Genomic DNA, 22446 nt, shown 5'->3' on the forward strand with positions numbered 1-22446 from the left:
CATCAGAGTCACTGCCGGAGCTGGAGTTCGCAGACAAATTAAAGCCCGCACGGGGCGGGCTTGCTGGCATCGGGGGAGGGCTCGCGGTTCAGGCGGCTTGCAGCTGGCGATCCATGTGGGCGATGCATTCGCGCATCTGCTCACGACACTGAGCGATCAGCCGCGGCATGTCGTCCATGGTTAGCCCGGCGGTGGGAATCGCCGGCAGCGAGCGGATCAGGATCTTGCCGCTGTTCCAGCGGTTCAGGCGCATGTGCTTGATGTAGCTGCTGACGCACACCGGCACGATCGGCACGCCGGCGGCGATGGCCATCTGGAACGCGCCCTTCTTGAACGGCAGCAGGTCCTCGCCGAGGTTGCGGGTGCCTTCGGGGAAGACCCAGATCGAGGTGTCCTTGTGTTGCAGCGTATGGGTGGTGGTGAGCATGGAGCGCCGCGCCTTGTGCGGGTTGCCGCGATCGATCAGGACATTGCCCGCCAGCCAGAACAGTTGCCCGAACAGCGGCACCCATTTCAGGCTCTTCTTGCCGATGCACACCGTACGTCGCGGCACCACGTTGCCGAACACGAACAAATCGTAATTGGACTGGTGGTTGGCGATGATCACGCAGCTCTCAGGCTTGTCCATCAGCGGCCTGACTTCGGCCTTGACCCGCAGGCGCAGGATGCACATGGCCGGCCAGGCGTAGAGGCGGGCGCACAGGCGACTGTTGTCCGGGTTGAAGGGGCGGCACAGTCCAAGCAGCAGGCCCAGGCTTCCGGCAAGGATAAAGTGCAGGCCCATCAACGACATACGAAACAGATACAGCATCTAAACGGCCCACCGGGGACAAAAGGTGGCGCAGTGTACGGATGTGCACTGTTTTCGGCAATTGCCGCTCTCAGCCGGGAGATGGGCGATGTTTAAGTACATGTTTCCGCAGGCTGGTGCCAGCCGCGGTCTAGAGGCCTTTGCCTGTTCATCTCGGCCAGGCAAGAAAAAGCCCGACACACAGGTCGGGCCGATTCATTCAGCACGGGCGATTCAGCCCATGTGTTCCTGGTCGAGGATGATGGCGTTGTCGAGGGTGTCCAGCAGGGCCTTGCGCACCTTCAGCTTGGTGTTCTTGTGGGCCAGCATATTGATCTTCTTCAGCTGGCGTGCGGCGGCCAGTGCCGTGCCTTGCAGTTCCTCGGCGCTCACCACCTTGTCGAGGAAGCCCGCATCCACCGCGCCTTGCGGGTCGAACATCTCGCCATTGATCACCGAACGATGGAAGGCTGAACGCCGCAGGCGATCGCGGGCCAGCTCGATGCCGGCATGGTGCATGGTCATGCCGATCTGCACTTCATTCAGGCCGATGCTGAAGGGACCGTCGACGCCGATACGGTAATCCGCCGACAACAGCAGGAAGGCACCCTTGGCCACCGCGTGACCCGGGCAAGCGACGATCACCGGGAACGGGTGGGACAGCAGGCGGCGGGCCAGGGTCGATCCTTGGGTTACCAGCGCCACGGCTTCTTTGGGACCGGCTGTCATGACCTTGAGGTCATAACCGCCGGAGAGAATGCCCGGCTGACCGGTGATGATCACCACGGCGCGATCGGCGGTGGCCTGATCCAGCGCGGCGTTGAAAGCGGCAATCACGTCCGGGGAGATGGCATTGACCTTGCCATTGCTCAAGGTCAGGGTCGCGATACCGTCTTCGAGATGGTAGGAAATCAACTCACTCATGACGCAATTCCTTGTATTGAAGTGCAGCAGAAGTTACCCACCACGACCGAACTGGTAAAGCGCCGTGACTGACTGATGAGTCAGGTGCAAGGCCGGGCATTGGCCTGCACGCCGCCGCCGGCCATGCCTGCTTTCTTCTATATAGCTAGAGACAAGGCTGAAGAATGGCCGGTTTGCCTTGTTGCCGCTGGCTCCCAGCCCCCTGCAACGACGGATCGATCTTAAGCGCATGAAAATTCTGAAAAAAAAGTTTGCCATCTGAAAAGCTATCGACTACATTAGCGCGCCTCGACAGACTGAATCGGTTTGACGAGATACGGTGAAGTGTCCGAGTGGCTTAAGGAGCACGCCTGGAAAGTGTGTATACAGGAAACTGTATCGAGAGTTCGAATCTCTCCTTCACCGCCACATTCGATGTACAGAAAACCCCTGGTTTCCGCGAGAAGCCAGGGGTTTTTTGCATTCTGGCCCTGGGCCCTGGGCTCGGTGCCTGTTGTGGCTGGTGCGTGCGGGCTTGATCAGGCCCTGTGGCCGTTGATGATTGTTGTGAGTCTTGTCGACAGCTTCTGCCGCCGCTCCGGTTGTGCGCGAAAGATTGTCCTGGATCAGCTATCCTCCTGTGTGCCTTGGCCGCTCGTCGGTGTCTGGCGATTTTGAACGGCAGGTCGGTAAATGACTGTCTAGTCTGATCTGCCGTGGCGATCAGTATTTTCCAGGCAATCAGGAGCTTGCCGGTACTGATCGGTTGTTGGAGGGAGCTGGGAGATGAGGAGTCTTGCCTATATCGAAGACAACGGGGATGAGTTCCCAATCAACAACTTGGTGCGTTGCGGTCAGGCCGCATTTGAAGTGGAAGATCAATCCCGAGTCAGCGTGAGTAACAGGAAAAAAACTGCACCGCTGCCGGTAGCCAGTAATACGATGTTTTTCCCCAAGGCATTGCCGAAGAGAAAGTAAAGTTCAGTTATAAGAGCCCCGCCAGATGCGGGGTTTTTTATTGTCCGCAGGTTATCGATGACAGATGTTGGAAGGCCCGGCGTTTCAATGGTGGGGGCGCAAGTGTGTTCAGGGCGCGAGGTTGCCCAGGGCAGGGCGGATAAGCTGTTTCCCGGAGTCAGGCGGCGTTTTCCGGGGGGCTGTGGTGTCGTGGGCAAGTGCCATTGGTAGGTGGGGTTCAGTGGTGTTGCGGGTCAGGAGCATGCGGCAGGGGTGGGCCAGTTTGTGTATTAAATTTTTGATTGATTTTGAGTAGCCGTATTAATTGTTTATCGCCAGTGCGAAGAGATCAGTAAAGAAGGTTCTGTTGTGATTTGGGAATCTTCTTATCTCAATTGGCTATAACTGACGATATGTTCCTTATCCCGATTAAAGCGGGGCTGTGCATCCAGCGATGATGCCTCTATATGAAAAGCGATAAGGAAATAAACGTGAAAGCTATTTTCAAACTCCTCGCCCTGTCCACGCTTGTAGCCGCTGCCACCGGTTGCACCAGCTACAACATCAGCCAGCCATCGGCGCCTATCGACAGTCAGGTCAAGGCTGACCTGAAGGCGGACGTGGCAGTAGGCGAGGCGATCTCGGGTCAATCGTCGGTGAACATCCTGTTTGGCTTCCTGCAGTTTGGCGGCGATAGCCAGTTCGCTGACGGTGTGGCTTACGGCGGTGATGGTGGCGGTGCTTTGGGTGGCCTGGGCCTGGACCCGGTCAGCTCGGTCAAGTCCGCTGCGGCCTACAAGGCCGTCAAGTCGTCGGGCGCCGACCTGATCGTTGCCCCGCGTTATGAAGTGAACGAAGAAAACTACTTTGTCTTCAAGAAAGTCTCGGTCACGGTCAAAGGCAATAAAGGCAACATCCGCAGCATTCGTTGATTCGTGCTGCGCATGAGCGTCCTGGGTGGAGGCCGGATCGTGCGGCAGCAGTCTTCCAAGGGGCTGCGGGCTGCCGATCTGGCCTGAACATCTTCAGTCAGGTGAGCTGAAGTTGCCTCGGGATCTGTGAGTTGAAGGATCTGCCGCTGTTGCTCCCAGCGGTAGGGTCTTTTCACAGAATCTTCACATCTGCCTGAGTACGCTCAAACCATCCGTTAAACGCAATACCCCTAGCCCGTTCCCCAGCGGGCTTTTTTTTGCGCGGTGATAAAACTCTTTTAAAATCAGCTGTCCAAGCCACCGGAGAGCAACCCGGTGTTGCCGTGACGCCGCATCTCGGGCGGCGCGGCGCTGGTCTTACAAGTCGGATCCACAGTCTTTTTTTGAGGTTCAAGTCATGCGTTCAACTTTACCTGCCCTGGTTGTGGGACTTCTGCTGGCTCAAGGCGCCATGGCCGGTGATGGCACCGCAGCCATCGGTGGCGGCCTCGGCGGTGCGCTGGGCAACGTGGTTGGCCAGCAGCTCGGTGGCAGCACCGGGGCAGCCATTGGTGCGGGTGTGGCCGGGGCGGCCGGCAGTGCAGCGGGTGCGCGCAAGGGCAGCCGGGCCAAAGCGGCGATTGGCGGCGGCCTGGGTTCGGCAGGTGGGTCGCTGATCGGCAACCGTCTGGGCGGCAGCACCGGTTCCACCGTGGGGGCCGGTATCGGCGGCGCGGCGGGCGGAGCCCTGGGCAGCAGCATGGGCCACAAGAAGCGTCATTGATCGTTGTTGTTTGCAAAGAAACCCGGCCCTGTGCCGGGTTTTTTGTGCGCGTCGGTTCTGGCTTCACCATACTCAACAGTGTCAGCCCCGATATTCCAGGAGACGATCATGCCCCGCGAGACTCCAGGCACTACCCAGCCACCCTCCGTCGAACCGCAGGTGATCAACGACCCGGGCAACGAAGATCCGGGCTCCTTGATGGACGATGCGCAAGTGCCGTTGCAAGAGGCACCTGAAGCGCAGGAGGACGAATCCTCGGACGATGCCTGATGCCGTCCCGCTCAACCCTGGCCATGCCCCTTGGTTGCTCCTGACCCAGCCCCGCCGCTATGCTGCCAAACCCTTTAATTGACGCGTTGCCAAGAACACGGGCCGTATCCGAGCCGCTCCCTGGAATGTACTTTTGCTAACGGATCCGATGCGATGAATGCACAGTTGAATGATTTGGGGCCGATCAAGGCGGTGATTTTCGACATGGATGGCCTGCTGCTCGACACCGAGGGCATCTACACCGAGATCACCCAGTTGATCGCCGAGCGTTATGGCCGCACCTACGACTGGACCATCAAGCAGAACATCATCGGTCGCGGGGCCGCTGATCTGGCGCGCTACGTGGTGCAGGCCCTGGACCTGCCCATCAGCGCCGAGGAGTTCCTGGTCATGCGCGAGCCGTTGATGCGCGAGCGCTTTCCTCGCGCCGAAGCCATGCCGGGCGCCCAGCAACTGGTGCGCCACTTGAAGGATCACCGGATCCCCATTGCGGTGGGCACCAGTTCGTCACAGATGTCCTTTGGTGAGAAAACCACCCGCCATGGCGATTGGTTCGCTCTGTTCGACACCATCGTCACCGCCGATGATCCGGAAGTGACGGCGGCCAAGCCGGCGCCGGACATCTTCCTCACCGCCGCCCGACGCCTGGGCGTGGCGCCGCAGGAGTGCCTGGTCTTCGAGGATTCGCCGTTCGGCGTGACCGCTGCCCGGGCCGCGGGCATGAGTGTGATCGCGGTCCCCGATCCGGCCATGGCCGATGCCAAGTTTGCCCATGCCGACAGGATTCTGCGTTCGCTCAAGGGCTTCGAACCTGCGACCTGCGGTTTGCCCCATCTGATCTGGGACTGAACGGGCGAGAGCGGCGTTCGCCTGTTGGAATAAGGCACTGCCAGGCTGTTTCCAGCCGCAAGCCGCAAGCTCGGGAGCCGGGTCACCTCAGATGGGTGGCCCGGCTTTTTTCTGCTCGCGGTTTTCAGGCGCTGAAGCCGCCGTCGATGCTCAAGCTGGCACCGGTGATATAGGCCGCTTCTGGGCCGGCCAGGTAGGCCACGAAACCGGCGATCTCTTCGGCACGGCCGTAGCGGCGCACGGCCATGAGATCCAGCAGGCTTTCGGCAAAGGCGCCGTCGGCCGGGTTCATGTCGGTGTCCACCGGGCCGGGCTGGACGTTGTTGATGGTGATGCCCCGTGGTCCCAGGTCCCGCGCCAGGCCTTTGGTCAGGCCCACCAGCGCGGCCTTGCTCATGGCGTAGGGGCCGCCACCGGCGAAGGGCATGCGCTCGGCGTTGGTGCTGCCGATATTGATGATGCGTCCGCCTTCGCCCATGTGCCGCGCAGCCTCCTGGGTGGCGATGAACACGCTGCGGATGTTGATGGCCAGGGTCTGGTCAAAGTCTTCCAGCTTGAACTCGTCCAGCGGGGCCATTGCCAGTACCCCGGCATTGTTGACCAGGATGTCGAGGCCGCCGAAGGCCTGGACGGTACGTTGCACGGCTTCCCGAATGGCTTCGGCGTCGGCGCTGTCGGCCTGGATCGCCAACGCCTTGCCGCCCTTGGCGAGGATGCTGTCCTGCAGGGCCTGGGCCTTGCTCGCCGAGCTGACATAGGTAAAGGCGACGCTGGCGCCTTCGGCGGCCAGGCGCTCGACGATGGCGGCGCCGATACCGCGGGAACCGCCTTGGATCAAGGCCACTTTGCCGCTGAGGTTGTGCTTGCTCATGTGCTTCTCCAGAGGTTCAAGGCCGGGTGCCTTGTGCTTGGCGTCGAGTATCGATTGTCGATTGGCCGCTGTGTAGCGGGTAATTCCTATACTCTGTGTAAACCAAAAGTATGGAATGACCGGTGATGGAAGCTTTCGGCAGTATCGAATGTTTTGTCCGCAGCGCTGAAGTCGGCAGCTTTGCCGAGGCGGCGCGACGCCTGGGATTGACCCCTGCCGCGGTGGGAAAAAGCGTAGCCAAGCTGGAGGCGCGGGTGGGTGTACGTCTATTCCAGCGCAGTACCCGGCGTTTGACCCTGACCGAGGCCGGGCGCTTGTTCCTGGCGGAAGTCAGCGACAGCCTGCAGACCATCCAGAACGCCGTGAGCAGCCTGTCCACCGTCCAGGGGCGCCCGGCAGGCACGCTCAGGGTCAGCATGGGAACGGTATTTGGCTGTTTTTACATCGTGCCGATGCTCGCCAGCTTCCTGCAGCGTTACCCGGATATCCAGCCGGACTGGCATTTCGACAATCGCCAGGTGGACCTGATCGGCCAGGGCTTCGATGCCGCCATCGGTGGCGGTTTCGAGTTGCCGCAAGGGGTGGTCGCCCGGCGCCTTTCCCCGGCCCATCGGGTGCTGGTGGCCAGCCCGGCCTACCTCGCAGGGCGCGCGCCGATCCACGATCCGCAGGACCTGCAGCATTGCCGGGGGATCCTGATCCGTTCTCCGCAGACCGGCCGCATCCGTCCCTGGCAACTCAGCGGGCGCGGCGGTGGCGTGCGCCCGTTGGAGCTCAAGGCCAGCATGACCATGAGCGATTCCGAAGCCGCCTGCGTGGCGGCCGCCCAGGACCTGGGGTTGGCCCTGGTGAGCATGCCGTTTGCCGTCAACTACCTGCGTTCCGGCGCGCTGCAACGTGTCTTGCCGGATTGGTACGTCGATGATGGCTACACCTCGATCTACTACGCCGAGCACAAGATGCTCCCGGGCAAGACCCGGGCTTTTGTCGACTTCGTCATCGAGCAATTCGCCGAACAGGGCCTGGCGCAAACCTTCAGCGCCCTGTAAGCGCCAGCCTGGCTGGCAACCCCGGGCGCTGGCTAACTCAGCGCCCCAAACGCAGCGGCCAGCCAACCACCTTTTTCGGCCGGGGCGTCGCGTAGGTCCGCACCTTCGAGGTGGACAGTCCCAGGCGCACCAGGGACTCGGCGACGGTCACCGCCGCCGTGACCCCATCCACCACCGGCACCCCGGTGCGCTGGCGGATCTGTTCATCCAGCCCGGCCATGCCGCCACAGCCCAGGCAGATCACTTCGGCCTTGTCCTGGGTCACCGCCAGTTCGGCCTGGCGCACGATGGCTTCCACCGCCCGCAGCGGGTCTTCCTCCAGCTCCAGCACCGCCAGGCCGCTGGCCCGCACCGAGGCGCAGCGCTCGTAGAGGCCGGACAGCTTGAGCCGGTCCTCGATCAGCGGCACGGTGCGATCCAGGGTGGTCACCACCGAGTAGGCATGGCCGAGGAACATCGCGGTGCTGGCAGCGGCGTCGGTGATGTCCACCACCGGCACATTCAGCAACTCCTGCAGGCCCTCGCGGCCGTGCTCGCCGTAACCGGCCTGGATCACTGCGTCATAGGGCTGGTCGTAGGCCAGCACCCGATCCATCACGGCGATGGCCGCCAGGTAGCTTTCGAAGTTGCCTTCCACCGATTCGGCGCCGAAGTAGGGGGTCAAACCGACGATTTCCGTTCCCGGCGCCGCCACGCTTTGCGCCTGGCGGGCGATGGCCTGGGTGATGGAGTCGGTGGTGTTGACGTTGACCACGAGAATGCGCATGGGGGTTCCTTACTGGTTGGGCAGTTCAAGGCCCGGCGCACCGGGCCGTTCAGGTTCAATGACTGACGTTGTCCACGGCGATGGATTCGCCGCTGACATCGGCGTACCCGGGTTGGCGCTTGGCGATGATCAGGTACAGCAGGCCGGCGATACCGGCACCGATCAGCCAGGAAAACGGCGAGACGCTGGCAAAGCCCGGCACCAGGGCCAGCACGATGGCGATCAGCGCCGCGGGGATGAAGGCCGCCAGCGCCCGCAGATTGACCCCGCGGCTGTAGAAGTACGCGCCTTGCGGGTCTTCGCTGTACAGCTGCGGCACGTGGATCCGGGCTTTGCGCAGGATCCAGTAGTCCACCATGATCACCCCGTACAACGGGCCGAGCAGGGCGCCCAGGCCGGAGAGGAAGTACACGATCACCAGCGGGCTGTTGTACAGGTTCCATGGCAGGATCAGCACCGCCAGCGCCGCACTGATCAGCCCGGCGCGGCGGAAGGTCAGGTACTTGGGCGCCAGGTTGCTGAGGACGAAGGCCGGGGCGACGAAGTTGGCCATGATGTTCACCGCCACGGTGACGATCAGGAAGGCCAGGCAGCCCAGCACCAGAAACAGCGTATTGGGGATCGAGGCGATGATCTGGGTCGGGCTTTCGATAACCTGGCCGTTGATCTGGAACTGCGCGCCGCACAGCAGCACGGTGATGGTGGCGAACACCAGGATGTTCACCGGCAGGCCCCAGAAGTTGCCGACCTTGATGGTCTTGCGGCACGGCGAGGAGCGCGCGAAGTCGCAGAAATTGAGGATCAGCGTGCCGTAGATCGCCAACCACAATGCGCCGCCGGCGAAGATCTGCCGCCACATTTCGCCACCGCTCAACGGCTCGCGGATCGACCAGGCAATCTGCCCGTCGGCCTGGGTGTACATCCACCCGGCGAGGCAGGCCACGGTCAGCAGAATGATCGGCCCGGCGAAGGCTTCGTAGCGGCGGATCATCTCCATGCCGTAGGCGAGGATCACCAGCTGCACCAGCCAGATCACCACGAAACAGGCCCAGCCCAGGCTCGACAGGCCGAGGATCGAGTCGTGGTCGTAATCGGCGAAACCGGGATGGATCGCGGTCAGCAACACGCGAAACACGACCGAGGCCAGGTAGGTCTGGATGCCGAACCAGGCGATCGCGATCACCGCGCGGATCAGCGCCGGTATCTGCGCGCCGTGGATGCCGAAGCTGATGCGGCTGATCACCGGGAACGGCACGCCGGTCTTCTGCCCCATGTAGCCGGACAGGTTCATGAAGCAGTACACCAGCGCCGCGCCTATCCCCAGCGACAGCAGGATCTGCCAGCCGCCCAGGCCCAGGGCGTAGAGGCCGATGGCAAAGGAGTAGTTGGCGATGTTGTGCACGTCGTTGGTCCACAGGGCAAAGATGCTGTAGCCACCCCAGCGCCGACCCTCGACCTTGGTCGGTGCCAGGTCGCGGTTGTGCAGGCGCGGGCTGAGGACAATAGGGTGCGGGTGGGGATCGGCGACGGGGTGCTGGGCGTTGGGCGAATGCAGCGAGGAGGGCAGATCCAGTGCGATGTGGTTGGAAGGGCTGGTACGCATTCCGGCATGCTCCTGACTCCAGCCCTGGATGACTGTGCTTGAGCGCAAGGCTCGACAATCTTCGTCGCAGGGGAGGAATCACTGGGTTCGGGGCATCTGCAGCTTGAGTCGTGGGTCAGGCGTGCGGACGGTTAGTGTATGTATGTTTTGCTTGTTTTGTATACAAAACATAAGTCGACTAAAGCCACTTCTGTGCCAATTTTGCTGCTATGAAATCGGCTGCTGATTTCGTTTTGTTATGAGTTGCGCCTAACTGTATGAAACAGCTGGATTAAAAATTGACCGATTGAACAGGTATTTATTTTTTCTCGGGCGCGACAGTGCATGCCACGAAATCCGGTGGGAGAAAGGCCTGTAACCTTTTGGGGCGGCGGGTTCTGAAAGTGCACACAAAAATGGCACTGATGGTGACATTTCTGTGTACATCTTTGTTGTCTGCGTGAGCTGGGCGCGTTCGCTTTGTCAGCCAAGGCGTCCTCGGGGTGAGGAGCCTGGCGCCGGCAGAAGAAGGGAGGTCAGGCTTTACTGATGAGGTTGCCGGCGTGCAGGCCGCATTCCTTCTGGGTGGCTTCTTCCCACCACCAGCGGCCTTCGCGCTCGTGCTGGTTGGGCAGTACCGGGCGAGTGCAGGGCTCGCAGCCGATGCTGATGAAGCCGCGTTCATGCAGGCTGTTGTACGGCAGTTCGAGCATGCGGATGTAACCCCAGATCTCCTCGCTGCTCATCTGCGCCAGCGGGTTGAACTTGTACAGCGGGCGTTCGGGGGTGGAGAAGGCGCTGTCGATCTCCAGCACCGCCACCTGGCTGCGGGTGCCCGGGCTCTGGTCGCGGCGCTGGCCGGTGGCCCAGGCGCTGACGGTGGACAGTTTGCGTCGCAGTGGCTCGATCTTGCGGATGCCGCAGCATTCGCCGTGGCCGTCCTTGTAGAAGCTGAACAGGCCCTTTTCCTTGACGAAGGGTTCGAGCTTGCTGTGGTCCGGCGAGATCAGTTCGATGTCGATCTTGTAGTGTTCGCGCACCTGATCGATGAAGCGGTAGGTTTCCGGGTGCAGGCGCCCGGTGTCGAGGCTGAACACCTTGACGTTCTTGTTCAGCTTCCAGGCCATGTCCACCAGCACCACATCCTCGGCGCCGCTGAAGGAGATCCACAGGTCGTCACCAAACTGGGCGAAGGCCAGCTTGAGAATGTCCTGGGCGGATTTGTTGGCATAGGTCGCGGCGAGTTCAGCGACGTCGAACGATGGGTTCATCAGGGCGGTTTCCTACAGGTCGGTGGCGCTGTGCGCTCTATAGGGGGGCGATCTTAACAAAATCCACCCGGCCCTGGCGCGCTCCTCTGCGTTGCGCCTGCGCAGGCGAGTCGCTAGAGTTCGGCAGTCCTTTTGCTCGCTCAACGTCAATAATCAGAACCAATGGGAGTGTCTTGTGGAAATTGCCTGTCTCGATCTGGAAGGTGTACTGGTCCCGGAAATCTGGATCGCCTTTGCCGAAAAAACCGGGATTGAATCCCTCAAGGCAACCACCCGGGATATTCCCGACTACGACGTATTGATGAAGCAGCGCCTGCGGATTCTCGACGAACACGGCCTGAAGCTGTCGGACATCCAGGAAGTGATCGCCACCCTCAAGCCCCTGGAGGGCGCGGTGGAGTTCGTCAACTGGCTGCGTGAGCGCTTCCAGGTGGTGATCCTCTCCGACACCTTCTATGAGTTTTCCCAGCCCTTGATGCGCCAGCTGGGTTTCCCGACCCTGCTGTGTCACCGCCTGATCACCGATGACGGCGGTCGGGTCACCGGTTACCAACTGCGCCAGAAGGACCCCAAGCGTCAATCGGTGCTGGCCTTCAAGAGCCTGTACTACCGGGTGATCGCCGCGGGGGATTCCTACAACGACACGACCATGCTCGGCGAGGCCGATGCCGGCATCCTGTTCCATGCCCCGGACAACGTGATCCGCGAGTTCCCGCAGTTCCCCGCGGTGCACAGCTTTGCCGAGTTGAAGCAGGAATTCATCAAGGCTTCCAACCGCACCCTGAGTCTGTAAAGCGCACCTGTAGCTGCTGCCGCAGGCTGCGACAAGCCCCGCAGGGGCTTCAAGGCCTCAAGAGCGACGCCTGCTTCGCAGTCGATCGCAGCCTGCGGCAGCGGCTACAGGGGTTCAGAGCCCCTGCAGCGTTTCCAGCAACACCCGCACCTTGGTGATGGATTCCTGGTACTCCGCCTGCCAGTCCGAATCCGCGACGATTCCGCCGCCACCCCAGCAACAGATCTGCCCGTCCTTGGCCAGCAGGCTGCGGATGGCGATCGAGCTGTCCATTTCTCCGCGCACGTCCAGGTACAGCAGCGAGCCGCAGTACAGGGCCCGTCGTGTGGGCTCCAGCTCGTCGATGATCTGCATCGAGCGGATCTTCGGCGCGCCGGTGATCGAGCCGCCGGGGAAGCTGCCGGCAATCAGGTCCAGGGCGTCCTTGCCGGGTGCCAGTTCGCCGGTGACGCTGCTCACCAGGTGGTGCACGTTGGGGTAGCTTTCCAGGCTGAACAGCTCCGGCACGCGCACCGAGCCGGTGCGGCAGGTGCGCCCCAGGTCGTTGCGCAGCAGGTCGACGATCATCAGGTTTTCCGCGCGGTCCTTGGGGCTGGACAGCAGCTCGGCGGCGTTGGCCGCATCTTCGGCCGCATCCCGGCCGCGCGGGCGGGTGCCCTTGATCGGCCGGGTTTCCACCCGGCCCTGGCTGACATGGACGAAGCGCTCCGGCGACAGGCTGAGCACCGCGCCGCCGTCCGGCAGGCGTTGAAAGCCCGAGAAGGGCGTCGGGCACGCCGCGCGCAACGCGCAGTAGGCGACCCACGGCTCGCCCTGGTACTGGCCGCGAAAGCGCTGGGCGAAGTTCACCTGGTAGCAGTCGCCGGCCTGGATGTAATGCTGGATGCGCTGGAACGCCTGACGGTAATCCTCGGCACTCAGGTCGGCCTGCATGGGCCGGCTGAGTGTGAACGAGCCTGCCGCCGTGGCGGGCGGTTGGCTGAACAGCTGGATCAGGCGCCGACGCTCTGCCTCTTCCAGGCTGGGGTGGAACAGCAACTGGCTGGTGCCCGCCTGGTGGTCATTGATCAGCGCCCAGGCGTACAGGCCAAAGCGTGCGTCCGGCAGGTTCAGGTCATCCCGGGCCTGGCTCGGCAGGCGTTCCAGATGGCGGCCGAAGTCGTAGCTGAGGTAGCCGATCAGGCCGCCGGCGAAGGGCAGTTCATAGGGCGCCGGGACCTGGGCCGGCCCCAGTTGCTGCAGGTTGTGCCGCAGGCGCTGGAGGAAGTCGCCGCCACTTTCGTCGGCGGCCACCGTCAGCTCGGCCAGCGGCCAGGCGCTGAGCAGGTCGTAGCGACCGCGCTCGGCAGTGGGCCGGCCGCTGTCCAGCAGCACGGCGCCGGGAGCGTGTTCGATTGCCGCGAAATACTCGGCGGGGTTGGCGCGATAGGGGAGCGGGTGTACGGAACAGGTCAACATGCGGGGCAAATCAGCCATCGGAGCGCGGTTGGCGATTGTATGCCTGTGCAGGAGTTGCTCCTAGAGGGGATGTCGGCGATTGCCTGATTCAGGGCGCATTCACCGACCTGTAGCCGCTGCCGCAGGCGGCGAAAGTTGCCTTCGCACCCCGCGGCAGTCGTTATCAGCCTTCCACCGGCGGAATGTGACCGAACAGCTCCTGGGCGAAGCGCACTCGCTCTTCGACGCTTTCCACGATGCCGCGGGTCTTGAGTTGCTCAAGGTGGGCTTCGATGGCGTGGGTACGCTGGGTCAGGCCGCAGTCGTTGGCGATCTGGATGTTCAGCCCGGGACGGGCGTTGAGTTCGAGAATCAGCGGGCCCTTGTCCTGGTCCAGGACCATGTCCACGCCGATGTAGCCCAGGCCGCAGAGCTCGTAGCAACCGGCCGCCAGCTTCATGAAACCGTCCCAGTAGGGCAGTTGCACGCCGTCCACGGCGTTGGTGGTGTCCGGGTGCTTGGTGATGATGTTGTTCAGCCAGGTGCCGCGCAGCGTCAGGCCGGTGGCCAGGTCGACGCCGACGCCGATGGCGCCCTGGTGCAGGTTGGCCTTGCCCCCGGACTGGCGGGTCGGCAGGCGCAGCATGGCCATCACCGGATAGCCCATGAGCACGATGATGCGGATGTCCGGCACGCCTTCGTAGCTGATGCTCTTGAAGATCTGGTCCGGGGTCACCCGGTATTCGATCAGCGCGCGGTCGCGGTGGCCGCCCAGGGAGTACAGGCCGGTGAGGATGCTGGAGATATGGTGCTCGATTTCCTCGTGGCTGATGATCTTGCCCGACACCGTGCGATAGCGTCCCTCGAAGCGGTCGGCGATCACAATGATGCCGTCACCGCCGGCGCCTTGCGCCGGCTTGATCACGAAGTCGTTGCGTTCACCGATGATCGCGTCGAGCTTGTCGATTTCCTTCTCGGTGGAGATCACCCCGTACAGTTCCGGCACATGGATGCCGGCCTTGATCGCCCGCTCCTTGGTGATGATCTTGTCATCGACGATGGGGTACAGGCTGCGCTTGTTGTACTTGAGCACGTAGTCGGCGTTACGCCGGTTGATGCCCATGATTCCCCGCGCTTCCAGGGCTTTCCAGGTCTTCCACAGGCCGAACATCAGGAGTCTGCCTTGACGAAGGCTTTGAAACGCACGAGTTCGGTCAGGCGGTAGCCGCGATAGCGACCCATCGCCAGCATGAAGCCCACCAGGATCAGCAGCATCGCCGGGAAGGTGAAGACGAAGTACGTCAGCTCCGGCACGCTCATGATCAGGTGCGCCAGGGACGCGGCGAACAGGGTGCCGATGGCGACTTTCATCGCATGGCCGGCACCGCGCTCTTCCCAGGTGATGGACAGGCGTTCGATGGTCATGGTCAGGATCACCATCGGGAACAGCGCCACCGACAGGCCGCGCTCCAGGCCCAGCTTGTGGCTGAACAGGCTGATGGCGGCGATCAGCACCACGACGAAGGTCAGCACCACCGACAGCCGCGGCAGCATCTGCAGTTTCAGGTGTTCCAGGTAGGAGCGCAGGGACAGCCCGAGCGCGGTGATCACCGTGAACAGCACGATGCCGAAGCCCAGTTGGGTTTCGCGGAACGCCAGGGCGATCAGTACCGGGGTGAAGGTGCCCAGGGTCTGCAGGCCGATCAGGTTGCGCAACACCAGGATCACCAGCACGCCGATGGGGATCATCACCATGATCATGAAGGTCTGCTGGGTCTGCAGCGGCAGGCCGTAGAGCGAGTATTCGAGGAAGTTGGCGTCGGTGTTCTCGTCGGTCAGCTTGGCCAGGCGAATGGCGTTCATTTCGCTGTTGTTGAGGCTGAAGGTGACGTTGGCTTTCTTGCCGCCATCGACGGTGATCAGGTTGTCGTCACCGGTCCACCACAGCAGGCGGTCGCTGGGCATGCCCTGCTCGCCGGTTTCCGGGTTGAAGTACAGCCAGTCGGTGCCATTGAAGCTGCGCAGCCAGAGCTCCGGGGTCTGCGGCTGGTCGGCCACCAGGCGGATGGTGTGGACCTTCTCCATCGGCACATGGGCAATGGACAGCAGCAGCTCGACGATCTTGGCCTTGTTGGCGCTGGACGTGTCGCCGGCCAGCAGCAGCTTGGCGTTGTCGTCATTGGCGTTGTTGACGCGCTTGATGGCTTCGCTGATGAAGGTCTCGACGTCCGCCGAGTGCTGGCGGATCGGCGCCAGCAAGGCTTCGGCGGCAATCTTTTCCGGGCCTTCCACGGCCATGCTGTCGCGGAAGGTCGGGCCCTTGATCTTGGATTTCTCGGCGCTGTAGCGCTTGGTCAGCACCAGGCGGTAGTACAGGGTCTGGTTGCCCTTGGCCCGGCGCGCCGACCAGGTGACCTTGCGGTTGCCGTCGACGCGGTTCACCGCCACCCCATAGTTGTTGGAGATGAAGCTCTCGTTGAGGCTCACGTAGTCGCGGCTCAGGGGCGGCACGAACATCTGGATCTTGATCGGGTCCTTGCCGTTGGCGACGAACTCGACCTTGGCATCGATGTTCCACAGATCGTCGGTGGCGTCTTCGGTCACTGGAATGCCCAGCACGAAGATCTGATAGGCCGTGATCGAAATGCCCAGCACCACCAGGATGGCGATCAGGACTTTCAGATGAAGGGTAAGAGAGCGCATTGGAATTACTCTGCGGTATGAGCGTCGGTGGCGCAGGCGGGTTTGCCAGCAGCGTATTTAAGACTGGGGTCGACCAGGGCATCGAAGCGTTTCAGGGCTTCGGAGCCAATCAGCAGCGGGTATTGGAAGGCGCTGCGGTCGGTCAAGTTCACTTCGATGCTGCGCAAGGCGCTGCCCATGCACACATCCAGGGCGATCACCGGCCGGGCGGTGTAGTTCTTGTCTTCATCGGGGTCATAGTCGCCGGCGCGGCGCTTGATCTTGCTGACCCGGGCCAGAGGCCGCTCGATGGGGTGGCTGTGGGCGGTGTCGATGGCCAGGTAGAAACGCACCCAGGATTCGCCATTGCGCTTGAAGCGCTTGATGTCGCGGGCACTCAGGGACGCGGTCTTGGCGCCGGTGTCGAGCTTGGCCGCGACTTCCAGGTCAATGTCCGACAACCGTGCGTATTCATTCAAACCGTAGACAGTCTTGCCGGCGGCGGCGCTGATGCCGGGAAGGGCAAGCAGGCAGAGGAGGGGGGGGAGGGCCTTGAGTCTCATAGATCCTGATGGGCATGGGTTCTTCAATTCAAGGCGACCGGCATTGCTGCGCAAGCTCCCTCGTGTGCGTGCCATAAAAAGATGACAGGCCAATGCGGGCGGCATTCTAGCATGCTGGTTTTGCCGCGCCAGGGCTGGGGGCGGGCCTTTTGTCTCGTTTTGGTGCAAAGGGTTATTAGACGATTGTCGACAATCTCAATTTTTCCTTTGACTGTTTTCGGGGTATTGGCTAGTTTTTGCCTCATTGATTTTCAAGGTGTCGACAATATGCTGGATCAACTGGAACATCCGCTGCCGGCGCAGGACGATTCTGAAACCCTGTCCGAAAACGTCTTCCGGCGTATCCAGGCCGCCATCGTCAAGGGCGAGATCGCCCCGGGCAGCAAGATCTCCGAACCGGAATTGGCCCGAACCTACGGCATCAGTCGTGGCCCGTTGCGCGAGGCCATCCACCGCCTGGAAGGCCAGCGCCTGCTGGTGCGGGTGCCCCATGTCGGCGCCCGGGTGGTGTCCCTGAGCCACGCCGAACTGATCGAACTCTACGAAATCCGCGAATCCCTGGAAGGCATGGCCTGTCGCCTGGCGGCGGAGCGCATGACCGGCGAGGAGATCGACGAACTGCGCCGGGTGCTCGATACCCACGAGCGCGATGCGGCGTTCCAGGCCGGCGTCGGCTACTACCAGCAGGAAGGGGATTTCGACTTCCACTACCGGATCATCCAGGGCGCGGGCAATCGCACCCTCACGCAGATGCTCTGTGGCGAGCTGTATCAGCTGGTGCGCATGTACCGCATCCAGTTTTCCGCGACCCCCAACCGCCCGCACCAGGCCTTTGCCGAACACCACCGGATTCTCGATGCCATTGCCGATCGCGACGGCGAACTGGCCGAGTTGTTGATGCGCCGCCACATCGGCGCCTCGAAACGCAATATTGCGCGTCACTACCAGGACAGCGCCCATCAGACAGCCACTCCACGAGGTGAGTCATGAGTTCCAACAAGAGCACTCCAGGCCAGCGTTTCCGCGATGCGGTCGCCAGCGAACAGCCGTTGCAAGTGGTCGGCGCGATCAACGCCAACCACGCCCTGCTGGCCAAGCGCGCCGGTTTCAAGGCCATCTACCTGTCCGGTGGCGGGGTCGCCGCAGGCTCCCTGGGCGTACCTGACCTGGGCATCACCGGCCTCGACGACGTCCTCACCGACGTGCGCCGCATCACCGACGTCTGCGACCTGCCGCTGCTGGTGGACGTGGACACCGGCTTCGGCTCCTCGGCCTTCAACGTGGCCCGCACCGTCAAGTCGATGATCAAGTTCGGCGCCGCGGCGATCCATATCGAAGACCAGGTCGGCGCCAAGCGCTGCGGTCACCGCCCGAACAAGGAGATCGTCTCCCAGCAGGAAATGGTCGACCGCATCAAGGCCGCGGTGGATGCCCGCACCGACGACAGTTTCGTGATCATGGCGCGCACCGACGCCCTGGCGGTGGAAGGCCTGGAATCGGCCCTGGAGCGCGCCGCGGCGTGCATCGAGGCCGGTGCCGACATGGTGTTCCCGGAAGCCATCACCGAGCTTGAGATGTACAAGATCTTCGCCGACCGGGTGAAGGCGCCGATCCTGGCCAACATCACCGAATTCGGCGCGACCCCGCTGTACACCACCGAACAACTGAAATCCGTGGATGTTTCCCTGGTGCTGTACCCGCTGTCGGCGTTCCGTGCCATGAACAAGGCGGCGGAAAACGTCTACACCGCGATCCGTCGCGACGGCACCCAGCAGAACGTGATCGACACCATGCAGACCCGCATGGAGCTCTACGAGCGCATCGACTACCACAGCTTCGAACAGAAGCTCGACGCGCTGTTCGCACAGAAGAAAGGTTGAATGAATGCTTGCTCGCGACGGCCGTCAACGCTGACGCGCAGCCCCTGACTCGCTGGGGCGCGCGGGCCTGGATCGCGAGCAAGCTCGCTCCTACAGTGTCGGGGTGAGTCCCGACCAACGAAGTTGCCAAGTCCCTAACAAATTCAAGATTGGAGAGAGCAATGGCCGAAGCAAAAGTATTGAGTGGTGCAGGTCTGCGCGGCCAGGTCGCCGGGCAAACCGCGCTGTCCACCGTGGGCCAGGCCGGTGCCGGATTGACCTACCGCGGCTATGACGTGCGCGAACTGGCGGCCGATGCGCAGTTCGAGGAAGTCGCCTACCTGTTGCTGTACGGCGACCTGCCGACCCAGGAACAGCTGGTCGCCTACAGCGCCAAGCTGAGCAAGCTGCGGGATCTGCCGCAATCCCTGAAGGAAGTGCTGGAGCGAATTCCGGCCCAGGCCCATCCGATGGACGTGATGCGCACCGGTTGCTCGTTCCTCGGCAACATCGAGCCGGAGAAGGACTTCTCCCAGCAGCACGATGTCACCGACCGCCTGCTGGCGGCCTTCCCGGCGATCATGTGCTACTGGTACCGCTTCAGTCATGAAGGCGTGCGCATCAACTGCGTCAGCGACGAGCAGACCATTGGTGGTCACTTCCTGCACCTGCTGCACGGCAAGAAGCCCAGCGACTTGCACGTCAAGGTGATGAACGTCTCGCTGATTCTCTACGCCGAGCACGAGTTCAACGCCTCCACCTTCACTGCCCGGGTCTGTGCCTCGACCCTGTCGGACTTGTACTCGTGCATCACCGCCGCCATCGGTTCGCTGCGTGGCCCGCTGCACGGTGGCGCCAACGAAGCGGCCATGGAGCTGATCGAGCGCTTCCACAGCCCCGAAGAGGCGACCGCCGAACTGCTGCGGATGCTGGAGCGCAAGGACAAGATCATGGGCTTTGGCCACGCGATCTACAAAGACAGCGACCCGCGCAACGAGGTGATCAAGGGCTGGTCGAAGAAGCTGGCTGACGAAGTCGGTGACAAGGTGCTGTTCCCGGTGTCCGAAGCCATCGACAAGACCATGTGGGAGCAGAAGAAGCTGTTCCCCAACGCCGACTTCTACCACGCCTCGGCGTACCACTTCATGGGCATCCCGACCAAGCTGTTCACCCCGATCTTCGTCTGCTCGCGCCTGACCGGCTGGGCCGCCCACGTGTTCGAGCAGCGGGGCAACAACCGCATCATCCGTCCAAGCGCCGAGTACATCGGCGTTGAACAGCGCAAGTTCGTGCCAATCGAACGCCGCTGACCGGGAGGGCGCCGGCACCGTGGCTTGAATGCTCCACACCTTTAGGAGCGAGCTTGCTCGCGATCGCGATGGATCAGCCGACAGCGATGTCGGATCGGATTCAGTCATCGCGAGCAAGCTCGCCCCACAAGGGATGGATGCCCATTCAGCCCCGTGCCGGACGCTCCCTTTGAAACTACCGTGATCGAGTCCCCTGACCATGAACACTGAATTTCGCAAGACGCTGCCCGGCAGCCAGCTGGACTATTTCGACGCCCGTGCGGCGGTCGATGCGCTGCAGCCCGGGGCCTACGACAGCCTGCCCTACACCTCCCGCGTACTGGCGGAAAACCTGGTGCGTCGCTGTGATCCGGCGACCCTCAACGCCTCCCTCGGGCAACTGATCGAACGCCGCGACGACCTGGACTTCCCGTGGTTCCCGGCCCGCGTGGTGTGCCACGACATCCTCGGCCAGACCGCGCTGGTGGACCTGGCCGGCCTGCGCGACGCCATCGCCGACCAGGGCGGTGACCCGGCCCTGGTCAACCCGGTGGTGCCGACCCAGCTGATCGTCGACCACTCCCTGGCCGTGGAATGCGGCGGTTTCGACCCGGACGCCTTCGACAAGAACCGCGCCATAGAAGACCGGCGCAACGAAGACCGTTTCCACTTCATCAACTGGACCAAGAAGGCCTTCAAGAACGTCGACGTGATCCCGCCGGGCAACGGCATCATGCACCAGATCAACCTGGAGAAAATGTCCCCGGTGATCCAGGTGCGCGACGGGGTGGCCTTCCCTGATACCTGCGTCGGCACCGACAGCCACACCCCTCACGTGGATGCCCTGGGCGTGATCGCCATCGGCGTCGGCGGCCTGGAAGCCGAGAACGTCATGCTCGGTCGCGCTTCGTGGATGCGCCTGCCGGAAATCATCGGCGTCGAGCTCACCGGCAAGCTGCAACCGGGGATCACCGCCACCGACATGGTGCTGGCGCTGACCGAGTTCCTGCGCAAGCAGAAAGTGGTCGGGGCCTGGCTGGAGTTCTTCGGCGCAGGCGCCGCGGCCCTGACCCTGGGCGACCGCGCCACCATCTCCAACATGGCCCCGGAATACGGCGCCACCGCGGCGATGTTCTACATCGACCAGCAGACCATCGACTACCTCAAGCTCACCGGTCGTGAAGACGAACAAGTGCGCCTGGTAGAGAGCTACGCCAAGCACACCGGCCTGTGGGCCGACAGCCTGAAGAGCGCGCGTTACGAGCGCGGCCTGCAGTTCGACCTGTCGTCGGTGGTGCGCAACATGGCCGGGCCGAGCAACCCCCACGCCCGGGTCGCCACCCGCGACCTGGCGGCCAAGGGCATTGCCGGGCAGTGGTCCGAAGTACCGGGGCAGATGCCCGACGGCGCGGTGATCATCGCCGCCATCACCAGCTGCACCAACACCAGCAACCCACGCAACGTGATCGCCGCCGGCCTGCTGGCGCGCAACGCCAACAAGCTGGGGTTGACCCGCAAGCCGTGGGTCAAGTCGTCCCTGGCCCCGGGTTCGAAAACCGTGGCCATGTACCTGGAAGAAGCCGGCCTGGGCCATGAGCTGGAGCAGCTTGGCTTTGGCGTGGTGGCCTTTGCCTGCACCACCTGCAACGGCATGTCCGGCGCCCTGGACCCGGTGATCCAGAAAGAGATCATCGATCGCGACCTGTACGCCACCGCCGTGCTGTCGGGCAACCGCAACTTCGACGGGCGCATCCACCCTTATGCCAAGCAGGCGTTCCTGGCTTCGCCGCCGCTGGTGGTGGCCTACGCGATTGCCGGCACCATCCGCTTCGATATCGAGAAGGACGTGCTGGGCCTGGATGCCGACGGCCGGGAAATCCGCCTCAAGGACATCTGGCCGAGCGACGAAGAGATCGACGCCGTGGTCAAGTCAGCGGTCAAGCCGGAGCAGTTCCGCAAGGTCTACATCCCGATGTTCGCCATCCACGAAGACACCGGCCCGAAAGTCGAGCCGCTGTACGACTGGCGCCCGCAGAGCACCTACATCCGCCGTCCGCCTTACTGGGAAGGGGCGCTGGCCGGGGAGCGCAGCCTCAAGGGCATGCGCCCGCTGGCAGTGCTGCCGGACAACATCACCACCGACCACCTGTCGCCGTCCAACGCCATCATGCTCGACAGTGCGGCGGGCGAGTACCTGGCGAAAATGGGCCTGCCGGAAGAGGACTTCAACTCCTACGCGACCCACCGTGGCGACCACTTGACCGCCCAGCGTGCGACCTTCGCCAACCCGAAACTGTTCAATGAAATGGTCCAGGAAAACGGCAAGGTCAAGCAGGGCTCCCTGGCGCGGATCGAGCCGGAAGGCAAAGTGACGCGGATGTGGGAAGCCATCGAAACCTACATGCAGCGCAAGCAGCCGCTGATCATCATTGCCGGCGCCGACTACGGCCAGGGTTCGTCCCGCGACTGGGCGGCCAAGGGCGTGCGCCTGGCGGGCGTGGAAGCCATCGTCGCCGAAGGCTTCGAGCGCATCCACCGCACCAACCTGGTGGGCATGGGCGTGCTGCCGCTGGAGTTCCTCGCGGGCACCGACCGCAAGACCCTGGGCATCGACGGCACTGAAACCTACGACGTGATCGGCGAACGCACGCCACGGGCGCAGTTGACCCTGGTGATCAACCGCCGCAACGGCGAGCGGTTGGAGGTGCCGGTCACCTGCCGCCTCGACACCGCCGAAGAAGTGTCGATCTACGAGGCGGGTGGGGTGCTGCAACGCTTCGCCCAGGACTTCCTGGAATCGGCCGTAGCCAGCTAAGCAAC

The 22446-nt window shown here is 62.8% G+C and carries 21 protein-coding genes and 1 tRNA gene; 12 read left to right on the top strand and 10 right to left on the bottom strand.

The window, feature by feature from the left end; all coding sequences use genetic code 11:
* Positions 1-88 precede the first annotated feature (88 nt).
* Both POS17_RS09160 and POS17_RS09165 read right to left on the bottom strand, forming a co-directional pair.
* Positions 89-811 carry a lysophospholipid acyltransferase family protein gene (locus POS17_RS09160; protein WP_060838268.1) on the bottom strand — a complete coding sequence of 241 codons (723 nt, stop codon included), beginning with the start codon at positions 809-811 and terminating at the stop codon, positions 89-91.
* A gap of 213 nt (positions 812-1024) precedes the next feature.
* Positions 1025-1714 carry a crotonase/enoyl-CoA hydratase family protein gene (locus POS17_RS09165; RefSeq protein ID WP_060838269.1) on the bottom strand — a complete coding sequence of 230 codons (690 nt, stop codon included), beginning with the start codon at positions 1712-1714 and terminating at the stop codon, positions 1025-1027.
* Between the two features lie 318 nt (positions 1715-2032).
* Here POS17_RS09165 and POS17_RS09170 point away from each other — a divergent pair.
* The 6 genes from POS17_RS09170 to POS17_RS09190 all read left to right on the top strand — a co-directional run bounded on the left by POS17_RS09170 (position 2033) and on the right by POS17_RS09190 (position 5464).
* Positions 2033-2122 (top strand) — tRNA-Ser (locus tag POS17_RS09170).
* 357 nt (positions 2123-2479) lie between these two features.
* Complete coding sequence (locus POS17_RS09175) at positions 2480-2671, top strand: hypothetical protein (protein WP_016964335.1); 192 nt, start codon at positions 2480-2482, stop codon at positions 2669-2671.
* Positions 2672-3117: 446 nt separating this feature from the next.
* Positions 3118-3582, top strand: coding sequence for a hypothetical protein (locus POS17_RS09180; RefSeq protein ID WP_375136249.1), 465 nt, complete (start codon positions 3118-3120; stop codon positions 3580-3582).
* 397 nt (positions 3583-3979) lie between these two features.
* Positions 3980-4345: a glycine zipper domain-containing protein gene (locus tag POS17_RS09185; protein WP_047302868.1), complete on the top strand. Its 366-nt coding sequence runs from the start codon at positions 3980-3982 to the stop codon at positions 4343-4345.
* A gap of 108 nt (positions 4346-4453) precedes the next feature.
* Entirely contained in the window at positions 4454-4615 is a 162-nt protein-coding gene (locus POS17_RS32140) for a hypothetical protein (protein WP_164990755.1), read from the top strand.
* A gap of 153 nt (positions 4616-4768) precedes the next feature.
* Positions 4769-5464 (top strand): HAD-IA family hydrolase, encoded by a 696-nt coding sequence (locus POS17_RS09190; RefSeq protein ID WP_047302870.1) that lies wholly within the window; start codon positions 4769-4771, stop codon positions 5462-5464.
* Between the two features lie 124 nt (positions 5465-5588).
* Here the strand turns inward: POS17_RS09190 and POS17_RS09195 are convergent, their stop codons facing one another.
* Entirely contained in the window at positions 5589-6335 is a 747-nt protein-coding gene (locus POS17_RS09195; protein ID WP_060838271.1) for a 3-oxoacyl-ACP reductase family protein, read from the bottom strand.
* A gap of 125 nt (positions 6336-6460) precedes the next feature.
* Here POS17_RS09195 and POS17_RS09200 point away from each other — a divergent pair, with 125 nt between their 5' ends.
* Positions 6461-7384 carry a LysR family transcriptional regulator gene (locus POS17_RS09200; protein WP_060838272.1) on the top strand — a complete coding sequence of 308 codons (924 nt, stop codon included), beginning with the start codon at positions 6461-6463 and terminating at the stop codon, positions 7382-7384.
* A gap of 37 nt (positions 7385-7421) precedes the next feature.
* Here the strand turns inward: POS17_RS09200 and POS17_RS09205 are convergent, their stop codons facing one another.
* From POS17_RS09205 to POS17_RS09215, 3 genes are all read right to left on the bottom strand, one after another.
* On the bottom strand, positions 7422-8150 hold the full coding sequence (locus POS17_RS09205) for an aspartate/glutamate racemase family protein (RefSeq protein ID WP_060838273.1): 729 nt from the start codon (positions 8148-8150) through the stop codon (positions 7422-7424).
* Positions 8151-8205: 55 nt separating this feature from the next.
* Entirely contained in the window at positions 8206-9753 is a 1548-nt protein-coding gene (locus tag POS17_RS09210) for an NCS1 family nucleobase:cation symporter-1 (RefSeq protein WP_060838274.1), read from the bottom strand.
* A 515-nt stretch (positions 9754-10268) separates the two neighbouring features.
* Complete coding sequence (locus tag POS17_RS09215) at positions 10269-11003, bottom strand: phosphoadenylyl-sulfate reductase (RefSeq protein WP_016964342.1); 735 nt, start codon at positions 11001-11003, stop codon at positions 10269-10271.
* A 175-nt stretch (positions 11004-11178) separates the two neighbouring features.
* Here POS17_RS09215 and thrH point away from each other — a divergent pair, with 175 nt between their 5' ends.
* Positions 11179-11796, top strand: coding sequence for a bifunctional phosphoserine phosphatase/homoserine phosphotransferase ThrH (gene thrH / locus POS17_RS09220; RefSeq protein ID WP_060838275.1), 618 nt, complete (start codon positions 11179-11181; stop codon positions 11794-11796).
* A 114-nt stretch (positions 11797-11910) separates the two neighbouring features.
* On the opposite strand, the gene pabB is transcribed toward thrH, so the two are convergent.
* The 4 genes from pabB to rloA form a co-directional block, all read right to left on the bottom strand.
* Positions 11911-13254: an aminodeoxychorismate synthase component I gene (gene pabB, locus POS17_RS09225; RefSeq protein ID WP_060841904.1), complete on the bottom strand. Its 1344-nt coding sequence runs from the start codon at positions 13252-13254 to the stop codon at positions 11911-11913.
* 163 nt (positions 13255-13417) lie between these two features.
* On the bottom strand, positions 13418-14404 hold the full coding sequence (locus POS17_RS09230) for an alpha-L-glutamate ligase-like protein (RefSeq protein ID WP_060838276.1): 987 nt from the start codon (positions 14402-14404) through the stop codon (positions 13418-13420).
* Positions 14404-15936: an osmotic stress tolerance membrane protein RloB gene (gene rloB, locus POS17_RS09235; RefSeq protein ID WP_060838277.1), complete on the bottom strand. Its 1533-nt coding sequence runs from the start codon at positions 15934-15936 to the stop codon at positions 14404-14406. Before rloB ends, POS17_RS09230 begins: the two co-directional genes overlap by 1 nt.
* A 5-nt stretch (positions 15937-15941) precedes the next feature.
* Positions 15942-16478 carry a retropepsin-like aspartic peptidase RloA gene (gene rloA, locus POS17_RS09240; RefSeq protein WP_060838278.1) on the bottom strand — a complete coding sequence of 179 codons (537 nt, stop codon included), beginning with the start codon at positions 16476-16478 and terminating at the stop codon, positions 15942-15944.
* Between the two features lie 267 nt (positions 16479-16745).
* On the opposite strand from rloA, the gene POS17_RS09245 reads away from it, so the two are divergent.
* From POS17_RS09245 to acnD, 4 genes are all read left to right on the top strand, one after another.
* Positions 16746-17468 (top strand): GntR family transcriptional regulator, encoded by a 723-nt coding sequence (locus POS17_RS09245; protein ID WP_060838279.1) that lies wholly within the window; start codon positions 16746-16748, stop codon positions 17466-17468.
* On the top strand, positions 17465-18358 hold the full coding sequence (gene prpB / locus POS17_RS09250) for a methylisocitrate lyase (protein ID WP_011060181.1): 894 nt from the start codon (positions 17465-17467) through the stop codon (positions 18356-18358). Before POS17_RS09245 ends, prpB begins: the two co-directional genes overlap by 4 nt.
* A gap of 161 nt (positions 18359-18519) precedes the next feature.
* On the top strand, positions 18520-19647 hold the full coding sequence (gene prpC / locus POS17_RS09255; protein WP_060838280.1) for a bifunctional 2-methylcitrate synthase/citrate synthase: 1128 nt from the start codon (positions 18520-18522) through the stop codon (positions 19645-19647).
* Positions 19648-19846: 199 nt separating this feature from the next.
* Positions 19847-22441: a Fe/S-dependent 2-methylisocitrate dehydratase AcnD gene (gene acnD / locus POS17_RS09260; protein ID WP_060838281.1), complete on the top strand. Its 2595-nt coding sequence runs from the start codon at positions 19847-19849 to the stop codon at positions 22439-22441.
* Positions 22442-22446 lie beyond the last annotated feature (5 nt).

Origin of the sequence: Pseudomonas sp. Os17 (genome assembly GCF_001547895.1) — a bacterium.
Taxonomy (GTDB): Bacteria; Pseudomonadota; Gammaproteobacteria; order Pseudomonadales; family Pseudomonadaceae; genus Aquipseudomonas.

What these genes read in the sequence shown, in the direction of transcription:
- POS17_RS09175 (WP_016964335.1), top strand. Translation starts at nt 2,480, where the DNA reads ATGAGGAGTCTTGCCTATATCGAAGACAACGGGGATGAGTTCCCAATC.
- POS17_RS09165 (WP_060838269.1), bottom strand. Translation starts at nt 1,714, where the DNA reads ATGAGTGAGTTGATTTCCTACCATCTCGAAGACGGTATCGCGACCCTG.
- POS17_RS09190 (WP_047302870.1), top strand. Translation starts at nt 4,769, where the DNA reads ATGAATGCACAGTTGAATGATTTGGGGCCGATCAAGGCGGTGATTTTC.
- rloA (WP_060838278.1), bottom strand. Translation starts at nt 16,478, where the DNA reads ATGAGACTCAAGGCCCTCCCCCCCCTCCTCTGCCTGCTTGCCCTTCCC.
- POS17_RS09245 (WP_060838279.1), top strand. Translation starts at nt 16,746, where the DNA reads ATGCTGGATCAACTGGAACATCCGCTGCCGGCGCAGGACGATTCTGAA.
- prpC (WP_060838280.1), top strand. Translation starts at nt 18,520, where the DNA reads ATGGCCGAAGCAAAAGTATTGAGTGGTGCAGGTCTGCGCGGCCAGGTC.
- POS17_RS09215 (WP_016964342.1), bottom strand. Translation starts at nt 11,003, where the DNA reads ATGAACCCATCGTTCGACGTCGCTGAACTCGCCGCGACCTATGCCAAC.
- POS17_RS09200 (WP_060838272.1), top strand. Translation starts at nt 6,461, where the DNA reads ATGGAAGCTTTCGGCAGTATCGAATGTTTTGTCCGCAGCGCTGAAGTC.
- POS17_RS09210 (WP_060838274.1), bottom strand. Translation starts at nt 9,753, where the DNA reads ATGCGTACCAGCCCTTCCAACCACATCGCACTGGATCTGCCCTCCTCG.
- POS17_RS09195 (WP_060838271.1), bottom strand. Translation starts at nt 6,335, where the DNA reads ATGAGCAAGCACAACCTCAGCGGCAAAGTGGCCTTGATCCAAGGCGGT.
- POS17_RS09205 (WP_060838273.1), bottom strand. Translation starts at nt 8,150, where the DNA reads ATGCGCATTCTCGTGGTCAACGTCAACACCACCGACTCCATCACCCAG.
- prpB (WP_011060181.1), top strand. Translation starts at nt 17,465, where the DNA reads ATGAGTTCCAACAAGAGCACTCCAGGCCAGCGTTTCCGCGATGCGGTC.
- POS17_RS09230 (WP_060838276.1), bottom strand. Translation starts at nt 14,404, where the DNA reads ATGTTCGGCCTGTGGAAGACCTGGAAAGCCCTGGAAGCGCGGGGAATC.
- rloB (WP_060838277.1), bottom strand. Translation starts at nt 15,936, where the DNA reads ATGCGCTCTCTTACCCTTCATCTGAAAGTCCTGATCGCCATCCTGGTG.
- POS17_RS09180 (WP_375136249.1), top strand. Translation starts at nt 3,118, where the DNA reads ATGAAAAGCGATAAGGAAATAAACGTGAAAGCTATTTTCAAACTCCTC.
- pabB (WP_060841904.1), bottom strand. Translation starts at nt 13,254, where the DNA reads ATGTTGACCTGTTCCGTACACCCGCTCCCCTATCGCGCCAACCCCGCC.
- POS17_RS09185 (WP_047302868.1), top strand. Translation starts at nt 3,980, where the DNA reads ATGCGTTCAACTTTACCTGCCCTGGTTGTGGGACTTCTGCTGGCTCAA.
- acnD (WP_060838281.1), top strand. Translation starts at nt 19,847, where the DNA reads ATGAACACTGAATTTCGCAAGACGCTGCCCGGCAGCCAGCTGGACTAT.
- POS17_RS32140 (WP_164990755.1), top strand. Translation starts at nt 4,454, where the DNA reads ATGCCCCGCGAGACTCCAGGCACTACCCAGCCACCCTCCGTCGAACCG.
- POS17_RS09160 (WP_060838268.1), bottom strand. Translation starts at nt 811, where the DNA reads ATGCTGTATCTGTTTCGTATGTCGTTGATGGGCCTGCACTTTATCCTT.